The sequence below is a fragment of the Porcincola sp. LCP21S3_C12 genome, assembly GCF_052118625.1.
In the GTDB taxonomy this organism is placed as follows: domain Bacteria; phylum Bacillota; class Clostridia; order Lachnospirales; family Lachnospiraceae; genus Porcincola.
In genome coordinates this window covers 1-21,438 of the sequence record NZ_JBQKGW010000025.1, presented here as the reverse complement: position 1 = coordinate 21,438, position 21,438 = coordinate 1, and the positions used below count along the sequence as shown (strand labels likewise).

25 protein-coding genes and 1 pseudogene are annotated in these 21,438 nt (G+C 48.7%); 21 read left to right on the top strand and 5 right to left on the bottom strand.

The genetic code is table 11. The features are described 5' to 3' along the window. The first annotated feature begins 223 nt into the window (after positions 1–223). From ACTQ1N_RS11345 to ACTQ1N_RS11325, 5 genes are all read left to right on the top strand, one after another. Complete coding sequence (locus ACTQ1N_RS11345) at positions 224–661, top strand: radical SAM mobile pair system MarR family transcriptional regulator (RefSeq protein ID WP_004853467.1); 438 nt, start codon at positions 224–226, stop codon at positions 659–661. Beyond that, a complete protein-coding gene (locus tag ACTQ1N_RS11340; RefSeq protein WP_441956824.1) occupies positions 658–1,350 on the top strand; it encodes a radical SAM mobile pair protein A in 693 nt (230 codons plus the stop codon). The genes ACTQ1N_RS11345 and ACTQ1N_RS11340 overlap by 4 nt, the downstream gene beginning before the upstream one ends. Further along, entirely contained in the window at positions 1,335–2,243 is a 909-nt protein-coding gene (locus ACTQ1N_RS11335) for a radical SAM mobile pair protein B (protein ID WP_441956823.1), read from the top strand. Before ACTQ1N_RS11340 ends, ACTQ1N_RS11335 begins: the two co-directional genes overlap by 16 nt. Positions 2,244–2,668: 425 nt before the next feature. After that, positions 2,669–3,394, top strand: coding sequence for a MerR family transcriptional regulator (locus tag ACTQ1N_RS11330; protein WP_441956822.1), 726 nt, complete (start codon positions 2,669–2,671; stop codon positions 3,392–3,394). Then, positions 3,391–3,795 carry a YhfC family glutamic-type intramembrane protease gene (locus ACTQ1N_RS11325; RefSeq protein ID WP_441956821.1) on the top strand — a complete coding sequence of 135 codons (405 nt, stop codon included), beginning with the start codon at positions 3,391–3,393 and terminating at the stop codon, positions 3,793–3,795. The genes ACTQ1N_RS11330 and ACTQ1N_RS11325 overlap by 4 nt, the downstream gene beginning before the upstream one ends. Before the next feature lie 193 nt (positions 3,796–3,988). Here the strand turns inward: ACTQ1N_RS11325 and ACTQ1N_RS11320 are convergent, their stop codons facing one another. Then, on the bottom strand, positions 3,989–4,465 hold the full coding sequence (locus tag ACTQ1N_RS11320) for a pyridoxamine 5'-phosphate oxidase family protein (RefSeq protein ID WP_441956820.1): 477 nt from the start codon (positions 4,463–4,465) through the stop codon (positions 3,989–3,991). 101 nt (positions 4,466–4,566) lie between these two features. On the opposite strand from ACTQ1N_RS11320, the gene ACTQ1N_RS11315 reads away from it, so the two are divergent. From ACTQ1N_RS11315 to ACTQ1N_RS11265, 11 genes are all read left to right on the top strand, one after another. After that, positions 4,567–4,686 (top strand): Maff2 family mobile element protein, encoded by a 120-nt coding sequence (locus ACTQ1N_RS11315; protein WP_441956825.1) that lies wholly within the window; start codon positions 4,567–4,569, stop codon positions 4,684–4,686. A 645-nt stretch (positions 4,687–5,331) separates the two neighbouring features. After that, positions 5,332–7,251: a tetracycline resistance ribosomal protection protein Tet(W) gene (gene tet(W), locus ACTQ1N_RS11310; protein WP_441079679.1), complete on the top strand. Its 1,920-nt coding sequence runs from the start codon at positions 5,332–5,334 to the stop codon at positions 7,249–7,251. A 50-nt stretch (positions 7,252–7,301) separates the two neighbouring features. Then, complete coding sequence (locus ACTQ1N_RS11305; RefSeq protein ID WP_002586626.1) at positions 7,302–8,069, top strand: class I SAM-dependent methyltransferase; 768 nt, start codon at positions 7,302–7,304, stop codon at positions 8,067–8,069. A 171-nt stretch (positions 8,070–8,240) separates the two neighbouring features. After that, on the top strand, positions 8,241–8,663 hold the full coding sequence (locus ACTQ1N_RS11300) for a sigma-70 family RNA polymerase sigma factor (protein WP_002586616.1): 423 nt from the start codon (positions 8,241–8,243) through the stop codon (positions 8,661–8,663). Further along, complete coding sequence (locus tag ACTQ1N_RS11295; RefSeq protein ID WP_002586615.1) at positions 8,656–8,868, top strand: helix-turn-helix domain-containing protein; 213 nt, start codon at positions 8,656–8,658, stop codon at positions 8,866–8,868. The genes ACTQ1N_RS11300 and ACTQ1N_RS11295 overlap by 8 nt, the downstream gene beginning before the upstream one ends. 497 nt (positions 8,869–9,365) lie before the next feature. Beyond that, the gene (locus tag ACTQ1N_RS11290; protein WP_002596229.1) at positions 9,366–9,764 is read left to right on the top strand and encodes a plasmid mobilization protein; all 399 of its coding nucleotides are present in this window, start codon (positions 9,366–9,368) and stop codon (positions 9,762–9,764) included. Further along, positions 9,736–11,361: a relaxase/mobilization nuclease domain-containing protein gene (locus tag ACTQ1N_RS11285; protein ID WP_002596230.1), complete on the top strand. Its 1,626-nt coding sequence runs from the start codon at positions 9,736–9,738 to the stop codon at positions 11,359–11,361. The genes ACTQ1N_RS11290 and ACTQ1N_RS11285 overlap by 29 nt, the downstream gene beginning before the upstream one ends. Continuing rightward, positions 11,351–11,737, top strand: coding sequence for a cysteine-rich VLP domain-containing protein (locus tag ACTQ1N_RS11280; RefSeq protein WP_102365025.1), 387 nt, complete (start codon positions 11,351–11,353; stop codon positions 11,735–11,737). The genes ACTQ1N_RS11285 and ACTQ1N_RS11280 overlap by 11 nt, the downstream gene beginning before the upstream one ends. Positions 11,738–11,869: 132 nt before the next feature. Further along, positions 11,870–12,604, top strand: coding sequence for a replication initiator protein A (locus tag ACTQ1N_RS11275; RefSeq protein WP_087325174.1), 735 nt, complete (start codon positions 11,870–11,872; stop codon positions 12,602–12,604). Beyond that, complete coding sequence (locus ACTQ1N_RS11270; RefSeq protein ID WP_441956819.1) at positions 12,601–13,443, top strand: ATP-binding protein; 843 nt, start codon at positions 12,601–12,603, stop codon at positions 13,441–13,443. The genes ACTQ1N_RS11275 and ACTQ1N_RS11270 overlap by 4 nt, the downstream gene beginning before the upstream one ends. Positions 13,444–13,457: 14 nt before the next feature. Continuing rightward, on the top strand, positions 13,458–13,652 hold the full coding sequence (locus ACTQ1N_RS11265) for a transposon-encoded TnpW family protein (RefSeq protein ID WP_002596234.1): 195 nt from the start codon (positions 13,458–13,460) through the stop codon (positions 13,650–13,652). Between the two features lie 64 nt (positions 13,653–13,716). On the opposite strand, the gene ACTQ1N_RS11260 is transcribed toward ACTQ1N_RS11265, so the two are convergent. Continuing rightward, positions 13,717–13,917, bottom strand: coding sequence for a hypothetical protein (locus ACTQ1N_RS11260; RefSeq protein ID WP_002596235.1), 201 nt, complete (start codon positions 13,915–13,917; stop codon positions 13,717–13,719). A 225-nt stretch (positions 13,918–14,142) separates the two neighbouring features. On the opposite strand from ACTQ1N_RS11260, the gene ACTQ1N_RS11255 reads away from it, so the two are divergent. The 4 genes and pseudogenes from ACTQ1N_RS11255 to ACTQ1N_RS11240 all read left to right on the top strand — a co-directional run bounded on the left by ACTQ1N_RS11255 (position 14,143) and on the right by ACTQ1N_RS11240 (position 17,284). After that, the gene (locus tag ACTQ1N_RS11255) at positions 14,143–15,759 is read left to right on the top strand and encodes a recombinase family protein (protein WP_002596236.1); all 1,617 of its coding nucleotides are present in this window, start codon (positions 14,143–14,145) and stop codon (positions 15,757–15,759) included. 21 nt (positions 15,760–15,780) lie between these two features. Then, positions 15,781–15,843: pseudogene (locus ACTQ1N_RS11250) on the top strand (Maff2 family mobile element protein); the annotation flags it as partial. A gap of 577 nt (positions 15,844–16,420) precedes the next feature. Beyond that, on the top strand, positions 16,421–16,708 hold the full coding sequence (locus tag ACTQ1N_RS11245) for a hypothetical protein (protein ID WP_441956818.1): 288 nt from the start codon (positions 16,421–16,423) through the stop codon (positions 16,706–16,708). A gap of 123 nt (positions 16,709–16,831) precedes the next feature. After that, complete coding sequence (locus tag ACTQ1N_RS11240; RefSeq protein ID WP_441956817.1) at positions 16,832–17,284, top strand: hypothetical protein; 453 nt, start codon at positions 16,832–16,834, stop codon at positions 17,282–17,284. Between the two features lie 12 nt (positions 17,285–17,296). Here ACTQ1N_RS11240 and ACTQ1N_RS11235 read toward each other — a convergent pair whose 3' ends face one another. Beyond that, entirely contained in the window at positions 17,297–18,652 is a 1,356-nt protein-coding gene (locus tag ACTQ1N_RS11235; protein ID WP_441956816.1) for an ISL3 family transposase, read from the bottom strand. 144 nt (positions 18,653–18,796) lie between these two features. On the opposite strand from ACTQ1N_RS11235, the gene ACTQ1N_RS11230 reads away from it, so the two are divergent. Beyond that, complete coding sequence (locus tag ACTQ1N_RS11230) at positions 18,797–19,444, top strand: Fic family protein (RefSeq protein ID WP_441956815.1); 648 nt, start codon at positions 18,797–18,799, stop codon at positions 19,442–19,444. A gap of 172 nt (positions 19,445–19,616) precedes the next feature. Here ACTQ1N_RS11230 and istB read toward each other — a convergent pair whose 3' ends face one another. Then, complete coding sequence (istB, locus tag ACTQ1N_RS11225) at positions 19,617–20,381, bottom strand: IS21-like element helper ATPase IstB (RefSeq protein ID WP_441956814.1); 765 nt, start codon at positions 20,379–20,381, stop codon at positions 19,617–19,619. Continuing rightward, positions 20,371–21,438, bottom strand: a 1,068-nt coding sequence (gene istA, locus ACTQ1N_RS11220) for an IS21 family transposase (RefSeq protein WP_441956813.1), incomplete at its 5' end; no start/stop codon positions are given. The genes istA and istB, both read right to left, overlap by 11 nt.

Below are 21,438 nucleotides of genomic sequence, written 5' to 3'. Positions count from 1 at the left end.
CACATTTAACTTCGGGCGTGGTGTCCCAATCGGAAATTACGTCAGACCAATCACCTTCATCATAAAGAAAGAGCAGAGACTATGAAAGCCTCTACTCATATATTAAGAATCGGAGTTTGGAGAATTGAAAAAAATGGAATTTACCTATTAAGACATATAAACTGTTGATAATAAAGCTCCTATATAGTATGTTTTTAATAAACTACTATATAGGAGCTTTTGTATGGAAATGAATGGAGGATTTCTTGTCACCAAAATAAAACAGCTTGGAGACCGGATTTTCGAGAAAATTCTCAGTGAAAAGAATATTGATGCATTTAATGGAGCTCAGGGGCGTATTCTTTATGTGCTGTGGCAGGAGGATGGTATCTCAATCAGGTCACTCTCGACTAAATGCGGATTAGCGATAACATCTCTTACTACGATGCTGGAAAGAATGGAAAATCAAGGGCTGATAAGCCGTGTTCAGTCTGAAACGGACAAAAGGAAAACACTCCTGTTTCTGACTGAGAAAGCACATGCCTTAAAGGGCGAGTACGATTCTGTATCTGATGAGATGGGCAGTATTTATTACAAAGGTTTTTCAGAGGAAGAAATTACCCGGTTTGAGGAATGCCTCGACCGCATCAGAAAGAATCTTGAGGAGTGGCAGAAGTCATGAGTATTTGTATCAAAGATCAGATTCAGAACATGAATATCGTTATTGGCTGCACAGTGGGATGTACATATTGCTATGCCCGCAACAACGTGAAACGCTGGCATATGATTGAAGACTTCTCTGACCCTGAATTCTTTCCGGGTAAGCTCAAGATGATGGAAAAGAAACGTCCGCAGAACTTTCTTCTTACTGGGATGAGCGATCTTTCCGGATGGAAGCCGGAATGGAGAGACGAGGTATTTGTAAAGATCCGTGAAAATCCACAGCATCAGTTCCTGTTCCTTACCAAGCGACCTGATTTGATGGATTTTGATACCGATCTGGAAAACGCATGGTTTGGCGTTACGGTGACGAGGAAAGCAGAACTGTGGCGTATCAACGCCCTTCGGAAAAACGTCAGAGCAAAACATTACCATGTTACCTTTGAGCCGTTATTCGACGATCCCGGCACAGTTAACCTTTCCGGAATCAATTGGATCGTTGTCGGCACCATGACCGGAGCTCAGAGCAGGAAGATTCATACGGAGCCGGAATGGGCATGGTCTCTGGCGGACCAGGCACATAAGCTTGGCATTCCGGTGTTTATGAAGGAAGACCTTGTCCCTATCATAGGGGATGAAAATATGATTCAGGAAATGCCGGAAGAATTTAATAAAGTGTTAGAGGTACAGAAATCATGGAAGAAGAAATAAATGGAATCCTCATTCGTGAGGTGGAAACAAAGAACATTATGACTAAGTCTAGTCTGCCGGTAGGTGGTTACTCGGTCAATCCCTATGTGGGCTGTACACATGCCTGCAAGTATTGCTATGCTTCTTTTATGAAGCGCTTTACCGGGCACAAGGAGGAATGGGGCACTTTCCTTGATGTGAAGCATTGGCCGGAAATTAAAAATCCGAAGAAATATGCCGGACAGCGGGTGGTCATCGGTTCTGTGACAGATGGCTACAATCCACAGGAGGAGCAATTCGGGAATACCAGAAGACTTCTGGAGCAGCTGATTGGCAGTGACGCAGATATTCTGATCTGCACAAAGTCGGATCTTGTGGTACGGGATATTGATCTGCTGAAGAAGCTTGGACGAGTAACCGTTTCATGGTCGATCAACACACTAGATGAAAATTTCAAGAATGATATGGATTCTGCTTCGAGCATTGAGCGCCGTATCGCTGCTATGAAGCAGGTATATGAGGCAGGTATCCGTACAGTCTGTTTCGTATCCCCGGTATTCCCCGGTATCACGGATTTTGAAGCAATCTTTGAGCGGGTAAAGGATCAGTGCGATCTGTTCTGGCTCGAAAATCTCAATCTTCGAGGCGGTTTCAAAAAGACAATTATGGATTATATCGCTGGAAAATATCCTGATCTTGTACCACTTTACGACGAGATCTATAACAAGCATAACCGTAGCTACTTTGAAGCACTTGAAGTAAAAGCTGAGGAAATGGCTAAGAAGTATGATTGTGTCTTTGCGGATAATGAAATGCCTTACGGCAGAGTCCCGCAGGGTCATCCGGTGATCGTAGATTATTTCTATCATGAGGAAATCCGTGGGACAGAGAATACCGGAAAAAGAAATCGCTAACTTCCAGTTTGTCGCCTTGATTCCTTTAGATATGTTTCCTCATTTGATACCTGAGTTTTAGATATGTTTCCGCAAACAGGGGCAAATTTTCGATATGTTCCCACAAACAGTCGGGCAGCGTGATTATGTTTTCCACTGTCTCGGGGCGCGTGGAGACAGTATGTCTTTTGTCCAAACTTTCTGAGACAAAGAATCACATCAGCGTGAAGGTCGATATGGACGAGAATGGATGTGACGGCGACGGAGAGTGAGGACAGCCGGTCGCCGGAGACGCCGAAGGAAAAGGAAGACACGATCATAGAGGTATTCAGGCATTTTCAAATGATCTGATGGTTCTCTGGCTTTTTAAAAAATCCCCCTGCGTAAGGTATTGCTTGTTACGTAGCGTCATGATGCATAATACATGGCGAAAGGAGGCGAAGGCTATGTCAAAATACTCGACAGGAGAGATTGCAAAGCTTTGTAGCGTCACTGTCCGGACGGTCCAGTACTATGATACAAGAGGGATCCTGATTCCCAGCGAACTTTCCGAAGGCGGGAGACGGCTCTACTCGGAAGACGATCTGAAGCGTATGAAGATTATCTGCTTTCTGCGTGAACTGGATCTTCCCATCGGCGCGATTGCTCAGATTCTGAAGGAAGAGCATCCTGAAAAGGTGATCTCCCTGCTGATAGAACAGCAGGAGAAGGCTCTTTCAGATGAAATCACTGACAAGGAGGAAAAGCTTCTGAAGCTCCGTGAGCTGAAAAACGGACTGAAAGGCAAAACAGAATTCTCCCTCGAAACGATCGGTGACATAGCCGTCATTATGGAAGGCAAGAAAAAACTGAAGAAACTGCATCTGATGATGCTCCTGACCGGGCTTCCGGTCACGGCGCTGCAGTGGTTTTCCATCATCTTCTGGATCGTCAAAGGTATCTGGTGGCCGTTCATTATCTGGCTCCTGGTGGCGATCCCCTGGGGGATTCTGATCAGCCGATACTATTTCGCACATGTGAAATACATCTGTCCGGAATGCCATGAGGTATTTAAACCCACTCTGAAGGAAGCCTTCTGGGCAAATCATACCCCCACAGCCCGAAAGCTTACCTGCACTTCCTGCGGTCACAAAGGCTTCTGCGTGGAAGTCTGGGGATGTGATGGCGCATGAGCGTATTTGAGAATAATAAAGAACAGACAAAGATTAGCTGGCTTATTGCCGGTGCTGCCGGTTTTGTCATTTCTGCCCGGATGCTGGAAGTGGGCGTACACTATTTCTACATCGTGGCAGACAATCCTGTTTCGCGCTTCATTAACGGAAACACAGCCGCTTTCGTCCTTTATGGGATCACGATGGCAGGAATTTTCGAAGAATGCGGACGGCTTATCATTCTGAAATACAATCTGAAAAAGGACCGCACCCGTGAAAATGCGGTGATATACGGAATCGGCCACGGTGGGATCGAGATCCTGACGGTCCGTCTGCCTGCCCGCGGCCATTCTGCTGCATATGCTGGCAGATACCTTTCCGGCGCTGTATCAGAGAGGTATTCTGCCTCTGTGGGCAGTTGAAATATGGATTGCCTTCTGGACACTGATGATTATGCTTATTGCGGCTAAGCTATACAAAAGAATGTCGGAAATTGGTCATTAGTAATTCAAACAATTCATGCAGAGGAATTGCCTCGTGCCGATACCGTGTTAACAGAAGCAGCAGCTGCGGGAAGCGAGGGTGCCCGACCATCTGGTTCAGAGCAGACAATATTTATGATTCATTAACCAGCTTACCTGTCATATGCTCAGGAATGAGTTCAAGGCACTGTACTCTCGGCAGAGCATTTTTCAATTCCTTTTGTAAATACTCTTCATCATCCGTGAACTTTTTTGTGAGATTGGTACAGATTTTTATTGCAGTATCCTCATCCTCAACAAGCTTGATTCTGCCAAATACAATTACGCTGTTAATATTTAAAGCCCAATCGTCGTTTTTCCGATAGCCTTCATCCCATGTACAGAAGCTTACTTTATCACAAGCCTTAATTGCATCAATCTTGTGACCTTCCTTGGCCCCATGAAAATAGATTTTCCCATCCTCTTCACAATACCATTGGTTAATGGGCAAACCATACGGATAACCATCCTCACCAATAAGGGATAGTACACCACGCTTTGCATTTTTAAGCACCTCAATGCACTGTTCCTCTGTAATCTGTTGCTTAAATCTTCTCATCTTTCTAAACATAGTTCTCCTTAATCCTTTGTTAATATTTTTAATCCAACAATTCCAACTAGAATTAAAATAACACATATAATCTGTGAAACTGACATTTTTTAAACAGCGTAATCACCGTACTGCAGACTCTTGTTGTTGCACTTGGTGCAGGTCTTGGCATCTGGGGAGCAATCAACCATCTGGAAGGTTACGGCATCGATAATCCCAGCGCGAATGCTCATGTACGGTAAAGAAGCAAGCAACCGAAAACAATAGATAGACCGCCAGCACTACACTATTCCGAACCAAAGACCAAAAGATAAGCATTTTGAGAAAATCTAAACTTTTGGATTTTCCTACAATGCCGACTACGGCGGAATCCCTCCCACTCCTTATATATTTCTTTCTGTATACATTGAATTTGTATTTAGTAAAATGCAGACAACACCACGGATCGGCTTTTGGCTGGACAATTCCAACCAAACACCGCAGCAGACAGTAGAAACCATTCTGAACGTTAGGAAGCCGGTATGATTGTTACATATAAGGGGAAGAAAAATTTCTTTTAGATACTTGTTTTCCTAAAACTGATGTGATATAATAATTCAATTACAGAAAAGGAGTAAAAAATATGCGGCAAGGTATTCTTAAATAAAACTATAATCAAATAGTGGGAACAAAGGATTATGATAGTCCCTTTTGTAGGGGCTTAGTTTTTTGTACCCAATTTAAGAATACTTTTGCCTTATCAATTTTGACATATCCCCAAAAACAGCACTCACAAACAGGTGTATGCTGTATATGTGTATGTCCGCAAATTATCATCCCCAGTGGTAAAAGTATTTTACTGCTGGGGATTTTTATGCCCTTCGGGGCAGTAAAGGGAGGACAATCACATGAAAATAATCAATATTGGAATTCTTGCCCATGTAGACGCTGGAAAGACGACCTTGACGGAGAGCCTGCTATATGCCAGCGGAGCCATTTCAGAACCGGGGAGCGTCGAAAAAGGGACAACGAGGACGGACACCATGTTTTTGGAGCGGCAGCGTGGGATTACCATTCAAGCGGCAGTCACTTCCTTCCAGTGGCACAGATGTAAAGTCAACATTGTGGATACGCCCGGCCACATGGATTTTTTGGCGGAGGTGTACCGCTCTTTGGCTGTTTTAGATGGGGCCATCTTGGTGATCTCCGCTAAAGATGGCGTGCAGGCCCAGACCCGTATTCTGTTCCATGCCCTGCGGAAAATGAACATTCCCACCGTTATCTTTATCAACAAGATCGACCAGGCTGGCGTTGATTTGCAGAGCGTGGTTCAGTCTGTTCGGGATAAGCTCTCCGCCGATATTATCATCAAGCAGACGGTGTCGCTGTCCCCGGAAATAGTCCTGGAGGAAAATACCGACATAGAAGCATGGGATGCGGTCATCGAAAATAACGATAAATTATTGGAAAAGTATATCGCAGGAGAACCAATCAGCCGGGAAAAACTTGTGCGGGAGGAACAGCGGCGGGTTCAAGACGCCTCCCTGTTCCCGGTCTATTATGGCAGCGCCAAAAAGGGCCTTGGCATTCAACCGTTGATGGATGCGGTGACAGGGCTGTTCCAACCGATTGGGGAACAGGGGAGCGCCGCCCTATGCGGCAGCGTTTTCAAGGTGGAGTATACAGATTGCGGCCAGCGGCGTGTCTATCTACGGCTATACAGCGGAACGCTGCGCCTGCGGGATACGGTGGCCCTGGCCGGGAGAGAAAAGCTGAAAATCACAGAGATGCGTATTCCATCCAAAGGGGAAATTGTTCGGACAGACACCGCTTATCCGGGTGAAATTGTTATCCTTCCCAGCGACAGCGTGAGGTTAAACGATGTATTAGGGGACCCAACCCGGCTCCCTCGTAAAAGGTGGCGTGAGGACCCCCTCCCCATGCTGCGGACGTCGATTGCGCCGAAAACGGCAGCGCAAAGAGAACGGCTGCTGGACGCTCTTACGCAACTTGCGGATACTGACCCGCTTTTGCGCTGCGAGGTGGATTCCATCACCCATGAGATCATTCTTTCTTTTTTGGGCCGGGTGCAGTTGGAGGTTGTTTCCGCTTTGCTGTCGGAAAAATACAAGCTTGAAACAGTGGTAAAGGAACCCACCGTCATTTATATGGAGCGGCCGCTCAAAGCAGCCAGCCACACCATCCATATCGAGGTGCCGCCCAACCCGTTTTGGGCATCCATCGGACTGTCTGTTACACCACTCCCGCTTGGCTCCGGTGTACAATACGAGAGCCGGGTTTCGCTGGGATACTTGAACCAGAGTTTTCAAAACGCTGTCAGGGATGGTATCCGTTACGGGCTGGAGCAGGGCTTGTTCGGCTGGAACGTAACGGACTGTAAGATTTGCTTTGAATACGGGCTTTATTACAGTCCGGTCAGCACGCCGGCGGACTTCCGCTCATTGGCCCCGATTGTATTGGAACAGGCATTGAAGGAATCAGGGACGCAACTGCTGGAACCTTATCTCTCCTTCACCCTCTATGCGCCCCGGGAATATCTTTCCAGGGCTTATCATGATGCACCGAAATACTGTGCCACCATCGAAACGGTCCAGGAAAAAAAGGATGAAGTTGTCTTTACTGGCGAGATTCCCGCCCGCTGTATACAGGCATACCGTACTGATCTGGCCTTTTACACCAACGGGCAGAGCGTATGCCTTACAGAACTGAAAGGGTATCAGGCCGCTGTCGGCAAGCCAGTCATCCAGCCCCGCCGTCCAAACAGCCGCCTGGACAAGGTGCGCCATATGTTTCAGAAGGTAATGTAAAGATACATAATCGTCAAGACGGCAACAATCAGAAGTTATGGAGGGTAACAATGGAATATAGTAAGGAAGATTTAATGGAAGCAAAAAAGCAAATTTGGGGAGTGGGAGAGAACATGGGAACAGAGGAAAGTAAAAAAATCTGGGAGGAGAACGCACAATTTTGGGATAATGCAATGGGTGACGAATCTAATGAATTTCACAGAGAGGTAGTGCGTCCCAAAGTAACGGAACTTCTATCTCCTAATCCTGCGGATTACATTTTGGATATTGCGTGTGGCAATGGAAATTATTCTTCGTATCTTGCACAAAGAGGCGCTTCGGTTGTCGCTTTTGATTACAGCAAAAAAATGATAGAATTGGCTAAAAGACGGCAATCACAATATGCAAAACAAATTGAATTTTGTGTGGCGGATGCGACCGATAGAAAAAGTATATTAGAATTAAAAAGAAATCGAGCCTTTACGAAAGCAGTTTCTAATATGGCAATTATGGATATTACGGATATTGAACCACTTCTTATGGCTGTTTATGAACTGTTGCAGGAAAGCGGAATTTTTGTCTTTGCAACGCAACACCCTTGTTTTGTCACGTTGACTGAAAAATATATGACACCGCACAGTTACTATGATATAGCGATTGAAGGGCAACCGAAAGAGCAGATTTATTATCATCGTTCCATACAAGATATTTTTAACCTTTGTTTTAGAGCTGGATTTGTCATTGATGGATTTTATGAAGAATGTTTTAAAACCAACAAAGAAATTCCTATGGTAATGATAGTAAGGCTTAAGAAGGTAAAACGTGATAGCTTAAAATAAATTCAAGTTTGTCGGGTAAATAGCAAACCCAGCCGAGCCAGTCAACGGTCAAGATGAACGGCGCATATGCGCAGCCGTTGACAGCCCCGCCCGCCTTTGCTGGTAGGCAATCAAGGGGCGACAGCAAGAAGTGCCACCGCCCCGCACTATTATTCAGAAAGGGGAATTTCCATGACCGACCAGATAGCCTATCAAGAATATATCCAGCGCAGGTACAACGCCTTTTGCAAGACTGTTATCCGCTGTGCCGCCTTGGACAAGATTTTGAAGCTTAAACGGCAATGGGAACGGCAAGTTTCCCTTGACTATCTGATGAACGAGAAGTTTGTCCAGTTTGCCGCGTCGGAGCCGGACGAGGAATACCCATTTACCGTCTGCGGTCAGACCGTCCTGCTCTGCAACGCCGCCCTTGCCGACGCGATCTCTGTTTTGCCGGAGCAGACGCGGGAAGAAATCCTGCGCTATTACTTTCTGCGCCAGCCGCAGCGCGTGATCGGCGCGTGTATTGGCCGGTCACGCAGCACAGCGGGGCGGCATATCCAGCTTGCCTTGCAGCGGCTACGCGAAGAAATGGGGGTGAGCCGGTATGAGTAGACTTCTCCCCTATGAAACAATCCTCAAAGCCCGTGAGGGCGACCCAGAAGCCGTGAACGCTGTCCTGCTCCACTACGCCGGATATATCCGCTATTTCTCAAAAGTGAACGGGCAGGTCAACGCCGAGGTGGAGGACTATGTAAAGCAGCGGTTAATTGACTGTCAATTCAAGTTCCGGCTTGACGAACCACCGGACAAGTCATAAAAACTGAATACCAGCCGCCACCGACGCGGCCAGCGAAAGCAGTAAGTCTTGAAAAAGATTTACTGCTTTTTTTGTTGTCCGGCTCCGCTCCCGGCCATTTTGCCCCCTGCCGGTTGTAGTAGTAAGCGAGGAGGGAATTTTTCTGCCCTGGTGTTTGGCATTTGGAGCATTTACCCGTAGTAGAGGGCAAAGAGAAAGGATTTCTCCAACACCGGGTAGAAACCACTGCGTCCGGTGTCATTTTAGCGAAAGCGGGCAGGAATGCCCTTTACAGGATTAGTAGTAGCAGAAAAAGAGAAACAAACTTTTGTGGTTGCAGTTTTCCAAAAAAGTGGCGGACGGAAGTGAGAGAAAGTTTGCAGTCACGGAGAGCAAGTTTCTACCACGGTGCCAAAATCCGCAATTCTGCAGTTTTGCCCCTCGCGGGAAACTTGTTGGGGAGTGCCTTCCCCAAACCCTGCTCATGCGCCCTTACGGGCGAGAAAGGAGGTCACACCATGCGAAAGAAATACAACACGCCCCACCGCAGCCGCGTTGTGAAAACCCGGCTGTCCGAAGATGAGTATGCCGACTTCACAGCGCGGCTTGCGCCCTATGGTATCAGCCAGTCCGAATTTCTCCGGCAGGCGATACGGCGGGCGACCATACGCCCGGTTGTCCATGTGTCGTCGGTCAATGACGAGTTGCTTTCCGCTGTCGGGAAGCTGACAGCCGAGTACGGCAGGATCGGCGGCAACCTCAATCAGATTGCCCGGTATCTGAACGAATACGGCGTACCCTACAACACCCTTTCCGGCGAGGTACGCGCCGCCATATCCGACCTTGCCGTCCTCAAGTATGAAGTCCTCAAGAAAGTAGGTGACGCGGTTGGCAACACTCAAGCATATCAACTCTAAAAACGCCGACTACGGAGCCGCCGAGCAATATCTTCTCTTTGAGCATGACGAGTTTACCATGAAGCCCGTCCTTGATGAAACCGGCAGGCTTATCCCCCGCGAGGACTACCGGCTGTCCACGCTGAACTGCGACGGGGAGGATTTTGCCGTTGCGTGTATGCGGGCCAATCTCCGCTATCAGAAAAACCAGCGGCGGGAAGATGTGAAAAGCCACCACTACATCATCAGCTTTGACCCGCGGGACGGGCCGGACAACGGCCTGACCGTAGACCGGGCGCAGGCGTTGGGGGAACAATTCTGTAAAGAGCATTTTCCCGGCCACCAGGCCCTTGTCTGCACCCACCCGGACGGGCATAACCACAGCGGCAACATTCATGTGCATATCGTCATAAACAGCCTGCGGATTGAGGAAGTGCCGTTCCTGCCCTACATGGACAGGCCGGCCGATACGAAAGTCGGCTGCAAGCACCGATGTACCGACGCTGCCCTGCGCTACTTCAAATCCGAAGTCATGGAGATGTGCCACCGGGAGGGGCTTTATCAAATCGACCTCTTGAACGGCAGCAAGAACCGCGTCACCGACCGGGAGTATTGGGCGCAGAAAAAGGGACAGGCCGCGCTGGACAAGCAGAACGCCCCCATGATTGCCGATAGTATCACGCCCCGGCAGACCAAGTTTGAAACGAACAAGGAGAAGCTGCGGCAGACCCTACGGAAAGCCCTTGCCACCGCCGCCAGCTTTGACGAGTTTTCCTCTCTGTTGCTGCAGGAGGGTGTGACCGTCAAGGAGAGCCGGGGGCGGCTTTCCTACCTCACGCCGGACAGGACAAAGCCAATTACCGCCCGGAAGCTGGGCGACGATTTTGACCGCGCCGCTGTCTTTGCCGTTTTAGAGCAAAACGCCGCCAGAGCAGCCGAAGCGCCAGCCAGATCCCCCGATCCCCCACGCACCATAAAAGACCGCTTGCAGGTTGCCAGAGCCGAGATAGCCGCCCCGAAACAGGACGGAGTGCAGCGGCTTGTGGACATTGAGCAGAAAATGGCCGAGGGCAAAGGCCGGGGCTATGAACGCTGGGCGAAGATACACAATCTGAAGCAGGCCGCCAAAACGCTGTCCGTCTACCAGCAATACGGCTTTACTTCCCCGGAGCAGTTAGAAGCCGCCGTTGACACCGCCTATCAGAAAATGCGCCAGACCAGCGGCGAACTGAAAGCACTGGAAACGAAGCTGCAAGGGAAAAAGAAGTTGCAGCGGCAGGTGTTGGCCTACGCCCAGACCAAGGCCGCCCGCGACGGGCTGCGGGCACAGAAATCCGAGAAAGCCCGCGCCGCATACCGGCAGGCCCATGAGAGCGATTTTATCATAGCCGACGCAGCAGCCCGGTATTTCAAGGCGCATGGCATTACCAAGCTGCCCGCCCGGAAAGCGTTGCAGGCCGAGATCGAGCAGCTTATCTCCGAGAAAGACGGCCTGTATAACACCTATCACGAACAGAAACAGCGGTTCAAGGAGTTGCAGACCGTCAAGCGGAACATCGACCAGATTTTGCGCCGGGACGAGCCGCACCGCAGAAAGGAGCAGAGCCATGAGCGATAACCTGCCCCGCATGGACTACCGCCAGCACCGGCGGGCGCGGCGGCTGGTACATGAGTGCTGTAACTACGATGAGGGGAACTGCCTGCTATTGGACGACGGGGAGCCTTGCGTGTGCGTCCAGAGCATTTCCTTTTCCCTCATGTGCCACTGGTTCCGTGTGGCTGTCCTGCCCCTTGACGGGGAGCTGGCCGCAGCCCTCTTGTGCCGGGGAAGCCGGAAACGGTGTGCCGTCTGCGGGGCGGCCTTTGTCCCCAAATCCAACCGGGGAAAATACTGCCCCGACTGCGCCGGGCGCATGAAGAAAATCAAAGCCGCCGAGAGAAAGCGGAAACAAAGGCAGAGATGTCACGCTTTAGAGCCTTTCAAACCCGCATAAATCAAGGCTTTTTTCGTGGGTGTCAAAGGGTACGCGATACATTTATCCTTTTCCCCCGGAAACGGCGTTTTAATGCGTGACAATACGCCAAAATCAACCCGAACACAGGGAGGTGATCCTATCGCTGATTATATCAGGGCAGACACGCGGCTGCCCGCCTATCTGCCGTATCCCCGTTTCCTGCTGAAAATGGAGATTTCACAGACCGCCAAGCTGCTGTATTCGCTGCTGTTAGACCGTTCCACCCTCTCCCAGAAAAACAAGTGGCTGGACGACGAGGGCAGGATTTATATTATCTATCCCATCGCGGAGATAGCAGAAATACTGGATAAAGGCAGCACCACCATCAAGGGGGCGCTTAATGAACTGGACACGGCGGGGCTGTTGGAACGGGAACGGGGCGGCTTCTCCGCACCGAACCGGCTTTATGTCAAAGTACCGCCAGTGCCACAGGTACAGTTTTCAGACCAACTGATGGCCGGAAGTCCGCCCCTCATAGAGCCGGAAAACCGTCCTACTGATGGTCAGAAAACCGACCTTATGATGGTCGGAAAACCGTCCCCTAACCAAACTACTATAAACAACCTTACAGAGAGCCAAACAAAGGGAGTGAGTGGGGGGCCGTCCGCGCCCTATGGCCGATATGGAAATATTTTTCTGTCACAGACCGAATACGACGAGTTGCAGGCAGAGTACCCTGACAGGCTGGAACGGTTCATCGAGGAAATGAGCCGCTACCTTGCCGCCAACGGGAAAAGCTACCAGAACTATGCCGCCGCCCTGCGGATATGGGCGGGGAACGACAAAAAGGAAGCCCCTAAAAAGGGCATACCAGACTACTCATGCAAGGAGGGCGAGAGTTTATGAAGAATGAAATCAACGCGGTTTTGGAGAATATGACGACCACCATCCCGGAGCTGGAGGACTACACCGGCGAGGACGGTTTACTGTACTGCGGCAAGTGCCGCAAGCCGAAAGAAGCCTATTTTGCGCCGGATAAGGCCGCTATCTTCGGGCGCGACCGCCACCCGGCAGAGTGCGACTGCCAGAGAACCGCCCGCGAGGAACGGGAAGCCGCCGAAAAGCGGCGCAGACACCTTGACACCGTGGAAGAACTGAAACGCCGGGGCTTTACCGACCCCACCATGCGGGACTGGACTTTCGAGAACGACAACGGCAGGAACCCGCAGACCGGGCTTGCCCGCCGGTATGTGGAGCATTGGGAAGATATGCGGACAGACAATATCGGCTGCCTGTTCTGGGGCGGCGTAGGCACCGGCAAAAGCTACCTTGCAGGCTGTATCGCAAACGCCCTCATGGAGAAAGAAATCCCCGTCCGCATGACGAACTTTGCTCTTATCCTCAATGACCTTGCCGCCAGCTTTGAGGGGCGCAACGAGTACATTTCCCGCCTTTGTCGTTATCCGCTGCTGATCCTTGACGACTTCGGCATGGAACGCGGGACGGAATACGGGCTGGAACAGGTGTTCAATGTGATTGACAGCCGTTACCGCAGCGGCAAGCCGCTGATCGTCACGACCAACCTTACGCTGGACGACCTGCACAACCCGGAGGACACCGCCCATTCCCGGATTTATGACCGCCTGCTTTCCATGTGCGTCCCGGTACGCTTTACCGGCGACAACTTCCGGCAGGAAACCGCCAAGCGGAAAATGGAGAGCATGAAGAAACTGATTACCGACTGAAAGGAGTATTGCCTATGGCAGATAACAAGCAGCACGACACCCGCACCACCCGCCGCCCTGACTGTGTGACGGAAATCCGCATGGGCAATTCCGTCCTTGTCGTGTCCGGCTATTTCAAGAAAGACACCACAACCACAGCCGCCGACAAAATGGCGCGGGTACTGGAAGCGGAAGCCGCTGCTACACAGGAGCCGACTTATCCGGCGTGAACCGGGGCATGGAAAAGCGGCCATGCCAGGGAGCATGACCGCTGGAACGAAAATCGGAAGTGCTTTAGCAATTCTTAATCTCATTCTCTATAAAATAATTTGCAATTTCAAAGGCTTTTATTCTTCTCTTTGCCAATGTGATTTGTGATTTATAACGCTCGGAATTATCCTTTGATTCAAATGTTTTTACTGTTTCTCTTAGCTTGTGCAGAGTTGAATCAATTTGCCTTTTGGCCGCGGTTAATTCATCTATTGTATACTTCATGTTTTCTCCCTTAACTTCTGATTTTTTTGTTAAATCAGAGTATACCACGGAGTTATGAACTTTTCTACTGCAAATATGGGACGACAACCCATACCATAAAAATCGGAAAATTGAAAAGCTGTAAAGAAGCAAATTTAACGCTTTTGCCGCTGTACAGCCCCCGCCGTTCCGTGGTACAATGAAACCACGGAATAGTGGGGCTGGCTGTCGGAAACGGAGGATTTTATGTTAAGACAAGCCACCCAAAACCTCATTACCGCCCTTTATCCGAGATTGTCCCACGAGGATGAATTGCAAGGCGAGAGTAATTCCATATCGAACCAAAAAAGGATACTCGAAACCTACGCAAAACAGAACGGCTTTACCAATCTGCGCTGGTACACCGACGACGGTTTTTCCGGCGCGAACTTCCAGCGGCCCGGATTTCAAGCCATGCTTGCGGACATTGAAGCCGGGAAAGTGGGTACGGTCATCGTCAAGGACATGAGCCGGTTAGGGCGAAACTACTTGCAGGTAGGGTTTTACACGGAAATGCTGTTCCCTCAAAAGGGTGTGCGTTTTATCGCTGTCAACGATAATGTGGACAGTGCCAGCGAGGGCATGGACAACGATTTTACCCCGCTGCGAAATCTGTTCAATGAATGGCTGGTGAGAGATACGAGCAAGAAAATCAAGGCAGTGAAAAAGTCAAAAGGCATGAGCGGCAAGCCTGTTACCAGCAAGCCGGTTTACGGCTATGTGATGGACGAGGACGAGAATTTTATTATAGACGAGGAAGCCGCCCCGGTGGTGCAGCAGATTTACCAGCTTTGCCTTGCCGGGAACGGCCCGACCAAGATTGCCCGTATGCTGACGGAGCAGCAAATCCCCACGCCGGGGACGCTGGAATATCAGCGGACAGGCAGCACCCGCCGTTATCACCCAGGCTATGAGTGCAAATGGGCGACCAACACCGTCGTTCATATCCTCGAAAACCGAGAGTACACCGGATGTCTGGTGAACTTCAAAACGGAAAAGCCTTCTTATAAGGTCAAGCACAGCATAGAGAACCCCGTCGAGAAGCAGGCCATTTTCGAGAACCACCATGAGCCGATCATCGACAAGGAAACATGGGAACGGGTGCAGGAGTTACGCAAACAGCGCAAACGCCCGAACCGCTACGATGAAGTGGGGCTGTTCTCCGGGATTTTGTTCTGCGCCGACTGCGGCCATGTGCTGTATCAGCAGCGGTATCAGAACAAAGACCGCAAACAGGACTGCTACATCTGCGGCAGCTACAAGAAGCGCACCCGCAACTGTACGGCGCACTTTATCCGCACCGATCTGTTGACCGCTGGTGTCCTGGCAAATCTCCGGCAAGTGACCGAATACGCAGCCAAGCATGAGAGCCGGTTTGTGAAACTACTTGTCCAGCAGAACGAGATCGGCGGCAAGCGAAAGACCGCCGCAGCCATCAAGCAGCTTGAACAGGCGCAGGAACGCATTTCTGAAATCAGCCGCATTATCAAGCGGCTGTATGAGGACAATGTAAACGGCAAAATCAGCGATGAGCGTTTCATGGAACTGTCGGCTGACTACGAAGCCGAGCAAGCGGAGCTGAAAAAGAGAGCCGCCGCCCTGCAAGCCGAACTGGACAAGTCACAGGCAGCTACCGTCAACGCCGAGAAATTTATGGGCATTGTCCGCAAGCACCTTGCCTTTGAAGAACTGACCCCCACTCTCTTGCGGGAAATGATCGAGAAAATTGTGGTGCATGAGTGCAGCTATGATGAGAACGGCACCCGCAGGCAGGACATTGAGATTTATTACAGCTTTGTCGGCAAGATTGACTTGCCCGAATAACCGCCCGACCTATCCGACACAATGGCCAAGTGTCGGATAGGAACGGCAAAATTTTTTGCACTTCTATTGCTTCTTTATCACACATAAGCAAAGTCCCAGGGCATGAAGCATGTTATACCCAATTCGTTGGAAGAATAACTACGAAAGGAAAGCATAATCCAGATAGCGGTAGAAGTGGAGTAGAAATATAGCATTTTAAGAAAAGTTCATACAGTAATTATCGTGAGAACGGATTCTAAAAAAGTCTTAATGGAGAAGATTTCATTGAGGCTTTTTTATTTTGCATTGTCACAGTAATTATCGAGGGAGTGGTTCTCCTTCCCTTCCCCTTCCTTCTCTTATCTTCCCTTCCTTCTTCCCCTAAGAAAGAAGAGAAAAAGAAAGAACCAAAGAAAAAGAGAATAAAGATATACCCTATTAACTATTCTATCTTATCTCATCCTATCCTATCCCTTCCGTTCTGTTCTGTTCGGTGCTGAAAATCATTATTGAAGACCAAGAGGGCAACCAGAAAGAACTGCGGAAATACAAGCTAGGAGCGGATTGTATGGAGTAATGATTGTAGTTTGTATGTGGTATGTAAATCATACTTCTGGTGGTATGCAGGACGTACTTCTGAAAATCAGAATTCTTAAAAGCAGAATCGAAAGGCGGTGAGAGCGTGAGCAAATTATCCAAGTATGAGCAGGAAACAATAATCAACTTTAACGTGGCTGAATCTGATGCAGTAGTATTCACCAGAGATAGGTTCGTTATAAGAAAACTGGACTCGTTAGTTAACGAGTTCCCAGAGGTATACAAGTGCATAGGTGAAACAGATATCGATAAGACCTATTCCATGCCTAAACAGTACGTTAGTTATCGTAAGCCGAGAAGGATATCGGCCAAGGTTAAAGAACAGAGAAGGGAGATGATGAAAAATATAAATAAATCCCAAAATTGGTTGTAATTTGGGAGAAAGAACGGCATAATTGGGAGTAGGATTTATTCTCCCAACAGTTATAAATATCTCCCAAAATAAATTGTGAATTGGGTGATAATGATTTTCCTTGGGAGAAAGGAGTATTAGCCAATGAAACAGTTTGATTATTCTTATCTTGCAGATAGGACTTGGGACAATGAAATAATATCTTATATTTCAAAGATTCATGAGTATAAGGGAAAGCAGGAGCTGTATTTACGCCAAAAGCCCGTTGAGCTTAATAGACTTATTGAAATTGCTAAGATACAGAGTACCGAAGCATCCAATAGGATTGAAGGTATTATCACTACAAATGCTAGATTGAAGCAGCTTGTGGCAGATAAAACAACACCAAAGAATAGGGATGAGGAAGAAATCCTTGGTTATCGCAATGTGCTGAATCTTGTCCATGAAAACTATGATGTTATACCGGTTCGTAGTAATTATATTCTTCAAATGCACAGAGATTTGTTGAAATATACGAATCTGAATTATGGTGGGCAGTTTAAAACGGGCTCTTCGGGCGTACCTGTGGGTAAAATCCGTGGCAGAAATGCCCGTTAAGCCCCTCCATTGTTAGTTTTCTGGCTCCGCTATCGGCCTGTTCGGTAAAGGAACCTTAATATTCGAGCAGACAAGCATGATCATATCGATCATACTCTCCACATCTCGGAAGCCAAATGCTCTCCGGATGATCAATTTGATTTTGTTGTTGGTCGACTCGATTCTGGCATTGCTCATCTTCAATCGAATCGTATTGAGGATGTGCTCTTCATGCCGGCGGATCTTGTGACCAAGCTCCTTGAATTCATCGATGCGGCTGTGGGTGGCTCTCCAGAAGAACCTGTCCAGTTCTTCCTTTGCCTCATCCGCATCGTCCATATGAAGAATGAGCCTCAACTGCTCTTTCAGCAGGTACCCACGATACAGACGTTTATTGCTGACCGCGATTTCAGCCAGCTGCGTTTCCTGCTTGTTGGTCAGGTGTTCCGGTGCTTTCCCTAATGCGTAAGCAGAGCCCTTTATTTCAGCCGCTTTCTCCTCCGCCTTATGGACGGCAATGGAATCCTTATCCTTCAAAGCTCCGCGACCGCGCTTGCGCTTAACGGTCTTCTTGAGCTCCTTGAGTTCCTGATGGGCATCGCGCCACGCTTCCTTGCGAAGAGCATCAAGTGCTTCGTTTGCCCACTCTACAACGTGGAAGGAATCAACGCAGCGTGCACAGTTCGGAAGGTATTCTTCAATGCACTGGTCGATCCATCTGGCACCGTCACCGGTAACAACCTTTATGGATGCCCTCTGCTCTGGAGTAAGGCTTTCCAGAAACTTGGAAAAGATCTCTTTTCCGTGCTTGTTGCTTGCCCAGACAACCGTATTGGTATCGTGGTTCACTATGACGGTAATGTACTTGTGACCCTTACGATAGCTTGTCTCATCGATTCCGATGTTGACAAGGTTGTCCAGCCGTTTACCTGGATCAGGCTCAATGTATTTGCGGGCTCTTGTGATGCAGCGGGCAACGGTCTTCCAGTCGATCCGGAGGTACTCGGCTACGGCGCTGCGGCTGAGATTCTCAGCCATCCAGGTGGCAGTCAGATCAAAGCTCTTGGTGAATCCGGAATCGTGGAACGCCCATGGAACGGCAGCAACCAGAACGCCGTGCTTCGGACATCTGATCCGCTGGGTATACGCATTGATGTACACCAGGATGCCGGCAAAGTCGAGGGCTCTCCAGGACCGGATAATACTGGATCTGTCATAGACAGAGCAATGTCGGCCGCAGATCGGACAGCGGTCAGACTCCCGATTTTTGGGACGCATACGGACTGTGAGCTTCTTTACTCCATGTACATCAACAGAAAAATCGGCGCCTTGAACAACTGCACCCTTGACGTCAAGGATGTTCTTCAATAATGTATTAGCTGAGGTCATTGGAATCTCCGTTCTGTATTTCTTCGACAGCTATACATTACGAGAGTCCGATGACCTTTTCAATTGTTATTATGGTAGGCAGAGGCTATTTCCTACCCACACATGTGCACGAAGCCTCTTAAAACGACACCTAATGAAATTGACATGGTACTTGAAACAGGTGAGAAAGTAGTTTTGTTTAAGCCACTTGAGCCATACGAGACGCCATCTGCAATCGATGCTATTTGTGATAAATACCAAGAGGCATTAGATAAAGAGTTGGTGGATGAGCTTATCCTCATACCATGTTTTCTGCTTGATTTCTTGTGCATCCATCCGTTTAATGACGGCAATGGTCGTATGAGCAGATTGATGACATTATTATTGCTTTATCGTAGCGGATATATGGTTGGGCAGTATATCAGTATAGAAAAAGCTATTGCTGATACTAAAGAGGCATATTATGACGCTCTTCAAAAAGCAGACCAAGGATGGCATGAAGGAACTAATGATCCTAAGCCATTTATCAAATATATGCTCAGTATAATTCTGTCATGTTATAAGGAGTTTGAAGCGAGGGTATCTATTGCCTATACATCTGGGGCGAAGAGTACGTCATACGATATAGTTAAGGTATATGTCAGCGAGCGTATAGGTAAGTTTTCAAAGCAAGAAGTCCTTGTTGGTTGCCCTAGTTTGGGAAGTTCATCTGTAGAGTCAGCCTTAAAGAAACTTGTTGAAGATGGAACTTTAGTGAGAATTGGAGCAGGCCGCAAAACTCTTTATGCACGAGCTGATGCCATTACTGAGTAAATTTAAGAAAATCATATAGGTGATTTTTGCAACAGGTTGTTGCAAAAATTGGATGTAAACCGTCAGTCGATAGATTGGCGGTTTTTATATGAATATTCCGGTGCGGCGGAGCCGCCCTTCCGGTGGCGGGTGAGCCAGGTGTCCGGAAGGAACTGAGCCACCTCCGTCGCGATTACTTGTGTAGACCATAGACTTCCCTCATGGAGATGTCTTTGGTTGGATCGACTGGCTCGATGTCGATCCGATAGGCATCATGAACGATCCTGTCGAGAATGCCATCGGTAAGAGGAGCGTCACTGCCACCGAGTTGCTGATACCATCCCTCTTCCTTGTATTGCGAACAGAAGACCGTAGATTTCCTGTGGTATCTCTTGCTCAGGATCTCGAATATGTCCGGCTGTTGCTCCTGCGTCAGCGGGAGAAGAAGCCATTCATCAATAATCAGGAGTGCAGGTTTTGAATACTTCTTGATTGCTTTCTCGTATGTATCGTTTCTCCTAGCCTCCGCCAATTCGATCAAAAGATCCGGAAGGCGGACATACAGTGTTTTGTAGTACTGCTTACAGGCCTCCATTCCGAGAGAGCATGCCAGATAGGTCTTGCCGCATCCGGTCGCTCCGGTGATGAAGATGTTCCGATTGTCAGTTATGTACTCGCAGCCAGCAAGCCTGCCAATCAGATCTCGATCGAGTTTTCTGCCGGAGACGTAATTGATATCTCCGATGTAAGCTTCAGGCTGATCGAAGGAGGCATCCATAATAAGGCGCTTCAGACGGTTGGTCTTGCGGCTGTTGTATTCAGCATCGACCATCAGGGCGAAACGGTCCTCAAAAGAGATTTCACGGATGCTCGGATCCCTGAGCTGAGCTCGGAAGGCATCAGCCATCGGGGTCATGCGCATCTCGACGAGCTTATTGATTGTAGATTCATTCGACATGGTTTTCACCTCCGTAGTACTTTGCTCCTCTGGTTATCCCATAAGGATTCTGTAGAGGTGTAGCCTTTGTCTGAGCTGTCTGCTTCTGCTGTAAAAGCGTATTTTCAGCAGCAAGGATGTTGCGTACAGATTTATAGCTTGGGCTCGGATTGAATGCCAGAGCCTTTGCACAGGCGCTTTCCAAGGACTCTGCCGAATAACGCTTTTCCAGCTTCAGTAGAGCTATACAAGCACGATAAGCCTGCTGTTCAACTGCTTTTGAAGAAAGGATTGCATCAATGGTACGTTTTGTATTGCTTCCAATCTTTATGGCCCATTTGCGGAACCGGTCGCCGTCCCATTCCAGGTACTTCTGGTGATCAGGAGGCATGTGTTCCGGCACGGTACTGTACTGGCCAGGACGCCCTTTCAGCCTCCTGTGAGAGGCGATACGATCCTGTTTGTAAAAGACCTCAATCATCGATTCAGTCACTCTGACATCGACCTTCTTGCCGATGTACGCATAAGGCACGGAATATAGCATTTTTCCTATACTTATGTGATAATTGTACTGGACTGTCGCTTGTTTCCATTCGGCGGTTTCATATGGGGTGGCTGGGAGCTTTGCCAGGCGTGGCAGTTCTTCATCGCGGAAGAGGCTTGACCGGCTGCCCTCTTTTTTCTGGAACTTCCGGTCATTGTAGGCTTTCAGTTTTTCCTGAATCGCCTTGTTGAGTTCCGCAAGAGAAAAGAACTGTTCGTCACGCAGGGCGGCAATGATCCAAGTCGATACATGGCCGACATTGCCTTCAGCACTTGGTTTGTCTTTCGGATGGCGTATCCGCGCAGGAATGATTGCAGTTCCATAATGCTCTGCCAGTTCATGGTAGGAGCGGTTCACCTGCGGATCTTCCCAGCGTTTATTGTGGACTACTGCAGTCTTCGTATTATCAGGGATCAGGATCTTTGGTACACCGCCGAAGAACTGGAACATATGTACATGAGCGGTGTTCCATGCAGCTTGCTTTTCATCGAAAAAGGCTTCCGCGTAGGTGTACTGACTATAGGGCATGACCCC

Bases quoted from the DNA above. Each gene is read 5' to 3' on its own strand.
- ACTQ1N_RS11345 (WP_004853467.1), top strand. From the start codon at position 224: ATGGAAATGAATGGAGGATTTCTTGTCACCAAAATAAAACAGCTTGGA.
- ACTQ1N_RS11340 (WP_441956824.1), top strand. From the start codon at position 658: ATGAGTATTTGTATCAAAGATCAGATTCAGAACATGAATATCGTTATT.
- ACTQ1N_RS11335 (WP_441956823.1), top strand. From the start codon at position 1,335: ATGGAAGAAGAAATAAATGGAATCCTCATTCGTGAGGTGGAAACAAAG.
- ACTQ1N_RS11330 (WP_441956822.1), top strand. From the start codon at position 2,669: ATGTCAAAATACTCGACAGGAGAGATTGCAAAGCTTTGTAGCGTCACT.
- ACTQ1N_RS11325 (WP_441956821.1), top strand. From the start codon at position 3,391: ATGAGCGTATTTGAGAATAATAAAGAACAGACAAAGATTAGCTGGCTT.
- ACTQ1N_RS11320 (WP_441956820.1), bottom strand. From the start codon at position 4,465: ATGTTTAGAAAGATGAGAAGATTTAAGCAACAGATTACAGAGGAACAG.
- ACTQ1N_RS11305 (WP_002586626.1), top strand. From the start codon at position 7,302: ATGGAATATAGTAAGGAAGATTTAATGGAAGCAAAAAAGCAAATTTGG.
- ACTQ1N_RS11300 (WP_002586616.1), top strand. From the start codon at position 8,241: ATGACCGACCAGATAGCCTATCAAGAATATATCCAGCGCAGGTACAAC.
- ACTQ1N_RS11295 (WP_002586615.1), top strand. From the start codon at position 8,656: ATGAGTAGACTTCTCCCCTATGAAACAATCCTCAAAGCCCGTGAGGGC.
- ACTQ1N_RS11290 (WP_002596229.1), top strand. From the start codon at position 9,366: ATGCGAAAGAAATACAACACGCCCCACCGCAGCCGCGTTGTGAAAACC.
- ACTQ1N_RS11280 (WP_102365025.1), top strand. From the start codon at position 11,351: ATGAGCGATAACCTGCCCCGCATGGACTACCGCCAGCACCGGCGGGCG.
- ACTQ1N_RS11270 (WP_441956819.1), top strand. From the start codon at position 12,601: ATGAAGAATGAAATCAACGCGGTTTTGGAGAATATGACGACCACCATC.
- ACTQ1N_RS11265 (WP_002596234.1), top strand. From the start codon at position 13,458: ATGGCAGATAACAAGCAGCACGACACCCGCACCACCCGCCGCCCTGAC.
- ACTQ1N_RS11260 (WP_002596235.1), bottom strand. From the start codon at position 13,917: ATGAAGTATACAATAGATGAATTAACCGCGGCCAAAAGGCAAATTGAT.
- ACTQ1N_RS11255 (WP_002596236.1), top strand. From the start codon at position 14,143: ATGTTAAGACAAGCCACCCAAAACCTCATTACCGCCCTTTATCCGAGA.
- ACTQ1N_RS11240 (WP_441956817.1), top strand. From the start codon at position 16,832: ATGAAACAGTTTGATTATTCTTATCTTGCAGATAGGACTTGGGACAAT.
- ACTQ1N_RS11235 (WP_441956816.1), bottom strand. From the start codon at position 18,652: ATGACCTCAGCTAATACATTATTGAAGAACATCCTTGACGTCAAGGGT.
- ACTQ1N_RS11230 (WP_441956815.1), top strand. From the start codon at position 18,797: ATGGTACTTGAAACAGGTGAGAAAGTAGTTTTGTTTAAGCCACTTGAG.
- istB (WP_441956814.1), bottom strand. From the start codon at position 20,381: ATGTCGAATGAATCTACAATCAATAAGCTCGTCGAGATGCGCATGACC.